Origin of the sequence: Marinobacter excellens LAMA 842 (assembly GCF_001574445.1) — a bacterium.
Classification (GTDB): domain Bacteria; phylum Pseudomonadota; class Gammaproteobacteria; order Pseudomonadales; family Oleiphilaceae; genus Marinobacter; species Marinobacter shengliensis.
The window spans coordinates 53,658-66,002 of sequence record NZ_LOCO01000007.1; the positions used below are offsets into that span (position 1 = coordinate 53,658).

Consider the following 12,345-nt stretch of genomic DNA (forward strand, 5'->3'; position numbering starts at 1 on the left):
TCAGACGTCCTTCTGCTTGGTGCCGAAGATCTTGTCACCGGCATCGCCCAGGCCAGGCAGGATGTAGCCTTTTTCGTTCAGGCGCTCATCAACAGAAGCGGTGTAGATGGAAACGTCCGGGTGTTTCTCCAGTACTTTCTCGATACCCTCCGGGGCAGCCACCAGCACCAGGGCCCGAATTTCGGTGCTGCCGGCTTTCTTGAGCAGGTCGATGGTGGAGATCATGGAGCCACCGGTGGCCAGCATCGGGTCGATGATCAGTGCCATACGCTGGTCCAGCTCGCCCACCAGTTTTTCCAGATAGGTTTCAGCTTCCAGGGTGTCTTCGTTACGGATCTGGCCTACCACGCTCACTCGTGCCACCGGGATCAGGCTCAGCACGCCGTCGAGCATACCCAGGCCAGCGCGCAGAATCGGCACGATGGTGACTTTCTTGCCGTGAATCTGTTCCACGGTCACCGGCCCGGCCCAGCCATCAATAGTCTTTTCCTGCAGGTTGAAGTCTTTGGTCGCCTCGTAGGTCAGAAGCGCGCCAACTTCCTGTGCCAGTTCACGAAAATTCTTGGTGCTGATGTCTGCGCGGCGCATCAGGCCGAGTTTGTGGCGGATCAGGGGGTGCTTCACTTCGTGGATCGGCATTGGGGTCACCTGTGTGTTCGAATGTTCGGGCTTGAATTCGGATGCAATAAATGGCGCAAGGATACCGTATCTGGGCGCCCGCGTCAGGCGCTGGTGGCGCCGTAAATATCAAAAATTGTAAGGCCTGGTACGGTTCTTGCGATAACCCTCCCAGATTGGCGCGCCGCGTCAGATTTTCGACCCTGACAGTTCCGGAAAGCACGGCAGAGCGGAGAAGTATCCAGCATGGACAGAGCGTTAGTTCTGAGTAACGTCAAAACCCTGACGCGGGGCAGTATCGGTATTCCGCTGATGCTGATGGGTTTGTTGGGTATGATGATCCTGCCCATGCCGGCCTTCCTGCTGGATGTGTTTTTTACCTTCAACATCACTTTGTCCATCGTCATCCTGCTGGTGTGTGTGTACGCGCTTCGGCCCATGGAGTTTGCGTCGTTCCCGACGGTACTGCTGGTTGCCACGCTCCTGCGTCTGGGGTTGAACGTGGCCTCTACCCGGATTGTCCTGCTCAACGGTCACGAAGGTGGCGATGCCGCCGGTAAGGTGATCGAATCGTTCGGTGAGGTTCTGATCGGCGGTAACTACGCCGTCGGTCTGGTGGTGTTTGCCATCCTGATGATCATCAACTTCCTGGTAGTGACCAAGGGCGCCGGCCGGGTGTCGGAAGTCAGTGCCCGCTTTACCCTGGACGCCATGCCCGGCAAACAGATGGCCATTGATGCAGATTTGAACGCGGGCCTGATCAACCAGGACGAGGCCAAAAGCCGCCGTTCGGAGATTGCCCAGGAAGCGGATTTCTATGGGTCCATGGATGGTGCGTCCAAGTTTGTGAAGGGCGATGCCATTGCGGGGTTGCTGATTCTTGCGATCAATATCATCGGTGGTATCTCGATCGGCATGCTCCAGCATGGCCTGAACTTTGGCCTGGCGATGCAGCGGTACGCGCTGCTGACCATCGGTGACGGCCTGGTTGCCCAGATTCCATCACTGTTGCTGTCTACTTCCGCTGCCATCATGGTAACGCGGGTAACGGCCAGCCAGGACATGGGCGGGCAGATCATTCATCAGATGTTCAACGCGCCGAAGGCCATCGGTATTGCCGCCGTCATCCTGATTATCCTGGGCCTGATTCCGGGCATGCCCCATGTTGCCTTCCTTGGATTGGGCAGCCTTGCGGCCGGTGCGGCCTGGCTGATCTGGAAAAAGCAAAGCCAGACTGTGGAAGAAGAGGGCGTTTACGCCGGTCGTGGCGGCATGGCTGGTGGAGCGCCCCGTGCCGGTGGCGAGGTGGTTCAGGATCGGTCCGGCGCAGAAGGACAGGCGCTGCCGGCGCCCGGTGAAACCCGGGAGCTGGGCTGGGATGATGTGGCGACCGTTGACATCGTTGGTCTGGAAGTGGGCTACCGGCTGATTCCTCTGGTCGATAAATCCCAGGGCGGGCAGCTGCTCAGTCGCATCAAGGGGGTTCGGAAAAAACTGTCTCAGGATCTGGGTTTCCTGATGCCGTCAGTGCACATTCGGGACAATCTGGACCTGATGCCAAACGTCTACCGCATTACCCTGATGGGTGTGACCATTGCCGAGGCGGAGATTCACCCGGAACGTGAGCTGGCCATTGATCCGGGCCAGGTGTTTGGCAAGGTGGAAGGCATTGCAGGCAAAGATCCGGCCTTTGGCCTGGATGCCATCTGGATTGAGCCAGACAAGAAAGACCAGGCCCAGACTCTGGGTTACACCGTGGTGGATGCCAGCACGGTGGTGGCTACCCACCTTAACCAGATTCTGCAAAAGCACGCCCATGAACTTATCGGCCATGAAGAGGCCCAGAAGTGGCTGGACCAGTTGGAGAAAATGGCTCCGAAACTGGCGGAGGAGCTGGTGCCTACGACGATTTCCGTAAGCGTCCTGCTGCGGGTACTGCAGAACCTGCTCCGGGAAGAAGTGCCGGTCAGGGATATGCGCTCCATTGCCGAGGCCATTGTTAATGTGCACCCCAGAAGCCAGGACCCGAAACTGTTGACCACCCTGGCTCGTCAGGCGTTGCGCCGAATGATCGTTCAGAGCATCTGTGGTAACGATGCCGAGATACCGGTGATCACTCTGGATCCAGACCTGGAACAGTTGTTGCTTAAGTCAGTTCAACAGAGTCAACAATCCGGCGGACAGGAAGATATTGGCCTGGTGCTTGAGCCAAATATGGTGGAAAAGCTGCAGCGGTCCCTTCAGGACAGCGTTCAGCGCCAGGAAATGCTGGGCAAGCCGGCGATTCTTCTGGTTTCCGGGCCCTTGAGGCCAGTGCTGGCAAAATTTGCCAGTTATGGGGTAGAGCGTTTGCATGTGCTCTCGTACCAGGAAATTCCAGATAACAAACAGATCACGATAGTTGCCTCTGTAGGCCAGTAGGGCCGGCAGGGCAAGGCGAACACCCGATTCGGGCACGCCGGTGGAGGATGAAACGCTATGAAAGTACAACGGTTTTTTGCAAAGACCATGGCCGAAGCCCTGAAACAGGTCAGTCATGAGATGGGACCGGATGCCGTTATTTTGTCCAATCGCCGGGTGGACGGAGGCGTCGAAATTGTGACGGCCCTGGACTATGACGAAAATATGGCACGCCAGCGCCTTGGCGAGAAAGCGGCACAGGCCACCAACGGCTCGCGCCTGGCGGAGCTGCAGGCAGACCAGCATCGTCGGTTGGAAGAAGAGTTGAACCGATCGCGCAGTCGCATTCGCGAAGTGCGGGAGAAGCGGGCGGGTGTCGGCGCGGAATATGATCGTGCACTGGCTGATGATCGGCCGGCTGCCGACTGGTCAGGTGAGTTGGCTGGTGGATCGACCTCGGTGGGCAATGCAGGTGGCCGACCAGAGGCGGGCTACTCGGATGAGTTGGCGAGCATGAGAGCGGAAATCAACTCCCTGAGAGAGATGGTCAGCGGCCGTACCTCGGTACCCGAGAAGCCTGCAGTCGCGGCATCTAATGCGGTTCAGCAGAGGCTTGCAGAGCGGCTGCAGGAATTTGGCCTGGGCGCGGAACTGGCAACCTCTCTGTCCCGTCAGCATCGCGCCGGCAGGTTGGAAGACGGTTGGAAGCAATCCCTGAAGATGCTGGCCACCGGCGTACGTACCGCTCGGGAACACTGGCTTGAGGCCGGCGGCGTCTATGCGCTGGTGGGGCCAACCGGGTCTGGGAAGACCACCACCATTGGCAAGCTGGCCGCCCAATATGTACTGGAGCACGGGCCGGATTCCCTGGCGTTGGTCACCACCGATCGCTACCGGGTGGCAGCCCATGAACAGCTGTTTGTGTTTGGCCGTATCCTCAATGTTCCGGTCCGGGTTGTGGACGAGAGTCATTCCCTGGATGACATTCTGGACGAATTGTCAGACCGGCACCTGGTTCTGATTGATACTGCCGGGCTGACCAGCTCGGATCGCGGTTATCAGGAACAGCTGGCGGAGTTGGCCCGGAGCGATCACAATATCCGTACCCATCTGGTCGTGTCTGCCACCAGCCAGCCGCGCATCATGAAATCCGTGTGGCATTGCTATAAGATGGCAAACCTTGCAGGCTGCGTCATGACCAAGATTGACGAAGCGCTGACACTGGGTGAGTCTTTGGGCTTTGTCATGGAAACTGGCCTGCCAGTGGCATGGTATACCGATGGCCAGAAGATTCCCGAAGACCTGCACCGGGCAGAGGCCATTCCTCTGGTGCGGTTGGGCGTAGAACGCCTGAAAACAATGCAGCACGGCCAGGCCGTTGCAGAAGGGGCCTGAGGCCCGGTGGTACAGCCGGTGCGCTGCCGTTTGTGCCCACACAAGAACGCAGTAAGAGACTGATAACAGTATGAGCAGACCACATCCGGTTCAGGTGATTGCGGTTACCGGCGGCAAGGGCGGTGTCGGCAAGAGTAATGTGTCCGTCAACCTCGGTATCGCGCTGGCCCAGAAAGGCCGGCGGGTGGTGTTGCTGGATGCAGACCTTGGCCTTGCCAATATCGACGTGCTGTTGGGCATTACCGCCAATCGCAATCTGCAGGATGTGCTCAGTGGCGAGTGCGACCTCAAGGACGTTCTGGTCAACGGCCCGGGTGGTATCAAGATTGTTCCCGCATCATCCGGCACCCAGCGCATGACCCAGTTGAGCCCGATGGAACATGCAGGGCTGATCAACGCCTTCAGCGAGCTGGGTGACCAGATTGATGTGCTGATTGTTGACACAGCAGCCGGTATTTCCGAGTCCGTCGTCAGCTTCCTGCGGGCCTCCCAGGAATTACTGCTGGTGGTGTGCGACGAGCCTACCTCGATTACTGACGCCTATGCCCTGATCAAACTGATGAATCGCGACTACGGCACCAACCGATTCCGTATTCTGGCGAATCAGGTGCGAAATGAGCAGGAAGGCCGGCATCTGTATGAAAAACTGACCCGTGTCACCGAGCGTTTCCTTGATGTAGCACTACAATATGTAGGTATCGTGCCTTACGACGAAGCCGTCAAAAAAGCCGTTCAGCGGCAGCGGGCCGTTCTGGATGCCTATCCACGGGCTAAGGCGTCGCTGGCGATCCGTGCCCTGGCAGAGAAAGTGGACAGCTGGCCGCTGCCATCATCGCCAAGAGGGCATCTGGAGTTTTTCGTGGAGCGGCTCGTCGAAGTCTGATCTGAATCCAGTCCTATAAGAAAACCGGATACATGACATTGGCGAAAAACCTGGGAATCTACCATCAGGCTGGCGCAAAAGGCCCCTCTCAGCTGATTGAGGAGCATGCGCCGCTGGTCAAGAAAATCGCCCTTCATCTGATGGCCCGTTTGCCGGCCTCGGTTCAGCTTGAAGACCTCATGCAGGCCGGCATGATTGGCCTGCTGGAAGCTGCACAACGCTATTCCACCGGCAAGGGTGCCACCTTCGAGACATACGCGGGTATTCGAATCAGAGGCGCCATGGTGGATGAAATCCGCAAGGGCGACTGGGTGCCGCGCTCTGTTCATCGCAATGCCCGCCGTATCGCGGCAGCCATCAAAACCGTGGAAGACCGCACCGGGCGCGAGGCCCAGGATGTCGATGTTGCCGAAGAGCTGGGCATTGACCTGTCGGAATATCATGCGTCCCTGGCAGACGCCAACAGTGGCCGACTTTTTAGCCTTGATGAGCTCAATGAATCCGGAGAGCTGCCGATAGAAGAAACAGAGGCCAGCGATAATCCCCTGGATGGCATTGCATCAAATGCATTCCAGAAAAGCCTGGCAGAGGCAATCGAAGAGCTTCCTGAGCGAGAAAAGCTGGTGTTGAGCCTCTACTACCAGGAAGAGCTCAACCTGAAGGAAATCGGCGCGGTGCTGGGCGTCAGCGAGAGCCGGGTCAGCCAGATTCATAGCCAGGCGGCCCTTCGTCTCAGGGGGCGGTTGTCCGATTGGCGGGAAGACGAGCCAGAATAAACCGGGCCGGCGCTGACCGCGCGGCGCGTAACTGTGTAGATTTTGGTAACCGGCGCTTTACAACGCGGCCAAACACCACACAATAAGCGGTTAAAGCAGCGGCCTGCTAGACTTTCAAAAGGCTTAATGAAATCCGGGTGTTACTGACTGGAGGTCCCATTGGACAAAAACATGAAAATTCTCATTGTGGATGACTTTTCCACAATGCGGCGAATCATCAAGAATCTGCTGCGTGATCTTGGCTTCACCAATACGGATGAAGCGGACGATGGCAACACTGCATTGCCCATGCTCAGGAGCGGCAAGTACGACTTCCTGGTGACCGACTGGAACATGCCTGGCATGTCGGGTTTTGATCTGCTCAAGGCGGTGCGGGCAGACGAGAACCTGAAGAACCTGCCGGTGCTGATGGTAACCGCGGAGGCCAAGCGTGACCAGATTGTGGCGGCGGCGCAGGCCGGCGTTAACGGGTACGTCGTCAAACCGTTTACCGCTGCCGTTCTCAAGGAAAAGATTGAGAAGATCTTCGAGCGAATCCAGTAACCAGAGGTCGGATGGCTGTCATGACTGACAAGAACGAGAACCATCAGGGCCTAGACCCGGAGGTAACCGAAAAGCTCCAGCAGCAGAGTTCGGAGTTGGCCCAGTGCATCAGTTCCGGTGACTACGCCCGGGCAATGTCGGTAATTAATGACCTCAGTGAGGTTCGCGACCAGAGCCTCTACCGGGAAGTGGGGCGGTTGACCCGAAGCCTGCATGAAGCTATCCGGAATTTTCAGATAGACGCCCGCAGTGCCGAGCAGAAAGAAGCCTTGTCCAAGATGTCCGATGCCTCGGATCGGCTGGCCTACGTTGTCCAGATGACCAGCCAGGCAGCCAACCGCACCATGGACCTGGTGGAAGAAAGCATGCCGGTGGCGCATACCATGCGCGACGAGGCAACGGCTCTGAGAGACGAATGGCAGCGGTTGCGCCGTCGTGACATGGAGCCGGCAGAATTCCGGGAGCTGTACGGTCGTATTGATCGCTTCTTTGCGGGCCTGGCCACAGATTCCGATACCCTGTACAGCAACCTGTCAGAAATCCTTCTGGCCCAGGACTTCCAGGATCTTACCGGGCAGGTTATCCAGAAAGTCACGGCTCTTGTGAAAGAAGTCGAAGAGAACCTGCTTGGCCTGGTGGTGATGGCCAGCCATGTGGACCAGCTCACCGGCACTGTGCACCAGATTGAAGAAAAAGAAGAATCGGCCGAAAAAGGGGTAGGGCCTCAGATCAAGGCTGAGGAGCGTGATGATGTAGTTTCGGGGCAGGATGACGTTGATGACCTGTTATCCAGTCTCGGTTTCTGAACGATTATAGAGGGTGACGCATGGCGTTTGATGCCGACGAAGAGATTCTGCAGGACTTCCTGGTTGAAGCCGGCGAGATTCTCGAAAAGCTGTCCGAACAGCTGGTAGATCTTGAGCAGCATCCGGATGACAGCAACCTGCTCAACGCCATCTTCCGTGGTTTCCACACGGTCAAGGGCGGTGCCGGGTTCCTGCAGCTCGAAGCGCTGGTCAACTGCTGTCACTCTGCGGAAAATGTGTTCGATATCCTCCGCAACCACAAGCGCAAGGTCACCTCCGAATTGATGGACGTGGTGCTGGAAGCTCTGGACCACGTCAACGCCATGTTTGATCAGGTTCGTAACCGTGAAGAGCCGACGCCGGCTCCGGACGAATTGATCGCTGCGCTGGATGAACTTGCCAAGCCGGAAGGCGACACGGCAGCGCCGGCACCGGCAACGCCAGAACCCGAACCTGCCGCCGGTGCGGGCAATGATTCCGGAGATATTACCGACGAAGAGTTTGAGCAACTGCTGGATGCCCTGGCCGATGAAAAAGGTGCAGAGCAACAGCCGGCGGCCGCACCGGAAAACACCTCCGCCAACGACGCCGGGTCAGACGGCGACGAGATCACCGACGACGAATTTGAAGCCCTGCTGGACCAGTTGCATGGTAAAGGCCAGTTTGCTGGCCCCCCGGTTGTTGATAACGACACCCCGCCGGAGCCGGAACCAGAAGAGCCGGCAAAATCATCCACTGGTGATGATCTGATCACCGATGACGAGTTTGAAAACCTGCTGGATGAGCTGCATGGCAAAGGCAAGAGCCCTGGTGCGGCCCCCGCAGCGGAGGCCAAACCTGAGCCTGCGGCCAAGCCTGAGCCAAAGAAGCCGGAACCAAAACAACCGGAACCCGCCAGGCAGGACGCCAAACCGGCAGCCCCCGCCGCCCCGGCAAGAGATGCGGCGCCCGCAGCCGAGACCACTGTGAGGGTGGATACCAAGCGCCTTGACGACATCATGAATATGGTGGGCGAACTGGTGTTGGTCCGTAATCGCCTGCAGCGCCTGGGCTCCGAGAGCGAAGATGAACATATGCACAAGGCGGTCGCCAACCTCGACGTGGTGACCACCGATTTGCAGGCGGCGGTCATGCAGACCCGTATGCAACCGATCAAAAAGGTATTCGGGCGCTTCCCACGGGTGGTACGAGACCTGGCCCGAGGGCTGAAGAAAGAAATCAACCTGGTGATGCACGGGGAAGAAACCGACCTGGACAAGAACCTGGTCGAAGCGCTGTCCGACCCGCTGGTTCACCTGGTAAGAAACTCCGTTGATCATGGCATTGAAATGCCGGATGTGCGGGAAAAGGCCGGTAAGCCCCGGGCAGGCACTGTGACCCTGTCAGCGGAACAAGAGGGGGATCATATCCTGCTTTCCATCTCTGACGACGGCGCGGGTATGAACCCTGATGTTCTGCGCCGAAAAGCGGTGGAGAAAGGACTGTACGACCAGGACGCCGCAGATCGACTGACTGATAACGAGTGTTTTAACCTGATTTTTGCCGCCGGTTTCTCGACCAAGGAACAGATATCCGATGTTTCTGGCCGGGGCGTGGGCATGGACGTGGTGAAAACCAAGATCGGCCAACTTAACGGCCAGATCAACATCGTGTCTGAACAGGGCAAGGGCACCAGCATTATTATCAAGGTGCCGCTCACCCTGGCGATCATGCCTACGCTGATGATCATGCTGGGCGATCAGTCCTTCGCCTTGCCCCTGGTGAACGTGGTTGAAATTTTCCATCTGGATCTGTCGAAAACGAACATCGTCGATGGCCGGGAATGCATTGTGGTACGCGACAAGGTATTCCCGCTGTTCCACATCAAGCGCTGGCTGGTACATGGCGCGGCTGGCCAGAAAGAGCCGGAAAACGCCCATGTGGTGATTGTGGCCATGGGTACAAAGCAGGTCGGGTTCGTGGTAGACCAGCTGATCGGCCAGGAAGAGGTGGTGATCAAGCCCCTGGGGCGGGCGTTACAGGGTACGCCCGGTATGGCCGGGGCCACCATCACCGGTGACGGCCGCATTGCCCTGATTATTGACGTACCCAGCCTTCTTCAACATTACGGTTAGCGGTACCGGGGCAGATAACATGCAGGATTGTTTAGGAGAAATGGATGACAGTTTCTGTCCTGGTCGTTGATGATTCAGGGTTCTTTCGCAAACGGCTGACGGAAATCCTCACGGCCTCGGGGCAAATTGAGGTTGTTGGTGCGGCAACCAATGGCCGTGAAGGGGTGGAGCTGGCTGAAAAGCTGCGCCCTGATGTGATTACCATGGACTACGAAATGCCCGTGATGGATGGTATTTCGGCGGTTCGTGAAATCATGAAAAAGCACCCGACCCCGGTGTTGATGTTCTCATCTCTGACGTATGAGGGTGCGCGGGTTACTCTGGATGCCCTGGAAGCGGGGGCAGTGGACTTCCTGCCCAAGAACTTCGAGGAAATTGCCCGGGATACCAGCCAACTTCAGAAAATCCTCATCGATCGGATTCTTGACGTGGCCGGCAGCAAGCCCAGCGGTCGTTCTGCGGCCCCGGCTGCACGCCCGGCAGCTCCGCGTCCCGGGGTTTCGCGCCCGGCTGCCCCGCAGCCTCCAGAGCGGCCCGCCAGACCGGTAACCCGCGACCGCTCAGCCCCGGCCCCAGTCCAGCCAGAGCCGACCCGCGAGCCGGAAACGCCAAGACGGCCCTCCCGGAAAGCCGCACCAAGACATTACAGCGTGGTTGCAATTGGCACTTCCACGGGAGGACCGGTTGCGTTACAGAAGGTCTTGACCGCGCTGCCGGCCTCTTTCCCGGCTCCCATTGTGCTGGTTCAGCACATGCCTGCCAGCTTTACCCCGGCTTTTGCCGAGCGCCTGAACAAACTTTGCCGTATTCAGGTCAAGCAGGCCGAGGATGGCGATATCCTGAAGCCTGGCCATGCCTTGTTGGCGCCTGGCGGCAAGCAGATGATGATCGAAAATCGTGGCGGTCAGGCGCGAGTCAGGATCCTGCCGGGTGACGAACGGCTGAATTACAAACCCTGTGTGGATGTCACTTTCGGTTCTCTCGCCCGCAGCTTCCCGGGGAAAACCCTGGGCGTCATCCTGACGGGAATGGGAGCAGACGGTAAGGAAGGCTGCCGGATGATGAAGCAGTCTGGCTCAGTGGTCTGGTCCCAGGATGAGAAATCCTCGGTCATCTACGGCATGCCCATGGCCGTTGCCAAGGCCGGATTGAGTGACGAAATCCTGCCGCTTGATGAAGTTGGCCCCCGGCTGGTTGAAGGCGTGAGCTGATGGATATCCTGAGCCTGCTGGGTATCATCCTTGCGTTTGTAGCCATCCTGGGTGGCAACCTGCTGGAAGGTGGTGCGGTCGGGTCCCTGTTCAACGGGCCCGCCGGGCTGATTGTGGTTGGGGGCACACTGGCGGCCACCATTCTGCAAACCTCCTGGCCCATGCTCAAGCGGGCCATGGCGCAGATTCGCTGGGTATTCGTACCGCCCTATATCAGCCTGGAAGATGGTATTGGCAAGGTCATCGACTGGAGCGTCAAGGCTCGTAAGCAGGGTTTGCTGGGCCTTGAAGGCCTGGCAGAGCGGGAGCCGGAGAAATTTGCCCGCAAGGGGCTGCAATTGCTGGTTGATGGCGCTGAGCCGGAAGCCATCCGCAGCATTATGGAAGTGGATCTGGAATCCCGTGAGCAGCGGGATCTTGAGGCGGCGCGTATCTATGAAGCCATGGGTGGTTATTCGCCGACGATCGGTATCATTGGGGCGGTCATGGGCCTGATTCAGGTGATGACCAACCTTGAAGACCCGCAGTCTCTGGGTAGCGGCATTGCCACCGCGTTTGTAGCCACCATCTACGGCGTGGCCCTGGCCAACCTGCTGTTTTTCCCTGTCGCCAACAAGTTGCGAAGTATCGTCAAGGAACGTACCCGCTACGAAGACATGATGATCGATGGCATCATCGCCATCGCTGAGGGTGAGAACCCGAAATCCATTGAACTGAGGCTGCGGGGCTTCCTGCAGTAATCAGGACGGACTAGCCTATGCGTCGGCGCAGACAACCCCAGGATGACCTGCACAATAAGGAGCGTTGGCTGATCTCCTATGCGGATTTCATCACGCTTCTGTTCGCTTTTTTTGTTGTCATGTACTCGGTGTCTTCCGTTAACGAGGGTAAATACAAAGTTCTGTCCGAAACCCTGACAGGCGTGTTTAACGCTCCCCAGCGCTCGGTGCAGCCTGTCCAGGTGGGCGACCAGCCAGTGCGGGTACCGACCAGTTCGCCGGAAGACGTCATTCCCCCACCGGTCGCCGAAGCGCCGCGCAATCCTCAACTGGATGCCGAAAGCCGCACACAAGCACTTCGAACCATGGCAGATCAACTGACCATGGAGTTTGATGAACTGATCAATCAGGGCGTGGTCAGCCTGGAAACCAATGAACAGTGGTTGGAACTCAACCTGCCAAACAGCATGTTGTTCAGTAGTGGCGACGCCGAGCCTCACTATGACGCATTCCAGGTGATTGAGAAGATCGCGACGGTGCTTCGTAACCGGGATAATGCCATCAAGGTGGAAGGGTTTACCGATAACCAGCCAATCAGAACCAGCCGGTTTCCATCCAATTGGGAGCTTTCCAGCGCCAGGGCATCGGCCGTGGCTCGTATGTTGATGATGGAAGGTGTAGAGCCCGAACGTCTGGCGGCGGTGGGTTACGGCCAGTACCAGCCGGTAGCGAGAAACGACACCGAAGAAGGGCGGCGCCGTAACCGGCGGGTTGTGCTTCTGATTTCCCGAGACGCCAGTATTCGTGGTGCCGTTCGCTGATCTGTCGGTGGCAGATGCGTATGGCCGAACTGGCACGCTTCCTGTATTACAGTCTTTTT

Annotated in this window: 11 protein-coding genes; 10 read left to right on the forward strand and 1 reads right to left on the reverse strand. The window is 57.9% G+C overall.

Annotation, left to right across the window (positions count from 1 at the left end; genetic code table 11):
• Positions 1 to 639, reverse strand: coding sequence for a uracil phosphoribosyltransferase (upp, locus tag J122_RS08310; RefSeq protein WP_058090158.1), 639 nt, complete (start codon positions 637 to 639; stop codon positions 1 to 3).
• A 225-nt stretch (positions 640 to 864) separates the two neighbouring features.
• Here upp and flhA point away from each other — a divergent pair, with 225 nt between their 5' ends.
• From flhA to motD, 10 genes are all read left to right on the forward strand, one after another.
• Positions 865 to 3,039, forward strand: coding sequence for a flagellar biosynthesis protein FlhA (flhA, locus tag J122_RS08315; protein ID WP_061331815.1), 2,175 nt, complete (start codon positions 865 to 867; stop codon positions 3,037 to 3,039).
• Positions 3,040 to 3,096: 57 nt separating this feature from the next.
• Entirely contained in the window at positions 3,097 to 4,413 is a 1,317-nt protein-coding gene (gene flhF, locus J122_RS08320) for a flagellar biosynthesis protein FlhF (protein WP_061331816.1), read from the forward strand.
• A gap of 70 nt (positions 4,414 to 4,483) precedes the next feature.
• Positions 4,484 to 5,296, forward strand: coding sequence for a MinD/ParA family protein (locus J122_RS08325; RefSeq protein WP_058090155.1), 813 nt, complete (start codon positions 4,484 to 4,486; stop codon positions 5,294 to 5,296).
• A 32-nt stretch (positions 5,297 to 5,328) separates the two neighbouring features.
• Complete coding sequence (locus J122_RS08330) at positions 5,329 to 6,072, forward strand: RNA polymerase sigma factor FliA (protein WP_061331817.1); 744 nt, start codon at positions 5,329 to 5,331, stop codon at positions 6,070 to 6,072.
• Between the two features lie 159 nt (positions 6,073 to 6,231).
• Complete coding sequence (cheY, locus tag J122_RS08335; RefSeq protein ID WP_011785448.1) at positions 6,232 to 6,615, forward strand: chemotaxis response regulator CheY; 384 nt, start codon at positions 6,232 to 6,234, stop codon at positions 6,613 to 6,615.
• A 20-nt stretch (positions 6,616 to 6,635) separates the two neighbouring features.
• The gene (locus J122_RS08340; RefSeq protein ID WP_061331919.1) at positions 6,636 to 7,421 is read left to right on the forward strand and encodes a protein phosphatase CheZ; all 786 of its coding nucleotides are present in this window, start codon (positions 6,636 to 6,638) and stop codon (positions 7,419 to 7,421) included.
• Between the two features lie 20 nt (positions 7,422 to 7,441).
• Positions 7,442 to 9,535, forward strand: a complete 2,094-nt coding sequence (locus tag J122_RS08345) for a chemotaxis protein CheA (protein WP_061331818.1) — start codon at positions 7,442 to 7,444, stop codon at positions 9,533 to 9,535.
• A gap of 44 nt (positions 9,536 to 9,579) precedes the next feature.
• A complete protein-coding gene (locus J122_RS08350; protein ID WP_061331819.1) occupies positions 9,580 to 10,746 on the forward strand; it encodes a protein-glutamate methylesterase/protein-glutamine glutaminase in 1,167 nt (388 codons plus the stop codon).
• Positions 10,746 to 11,486, forward strand: a complete 741-nt coding sequence (locus J122_RS08355; RefSeq protein ID WP_061331820.1) for a flagellar motor protein — start codon at positions 10,746 to 10,748, stop codon at positions 11,484 to 11,486. Before J122_RS08350 ends, J122_RS08355 begins: the two co-directional genes overlap by 1 nt.
• Before the next feature lie 17 nt (positions 11,487 to 11,503).
• Positions 11,504 to 12,286 (forward strand): flagellar motor protein MotD, encoded by a 783-nt coding sequence (gene motD / locus J122_RS08360; RefSeq protein WP_061331821.1) that lies wholly within the window; start codon positions 11,504 to 11,506, stop codon positions 12,284 to 12,286.
• Positions 12,287 to 12,345 lie beyond the last annotated feature (59 nt).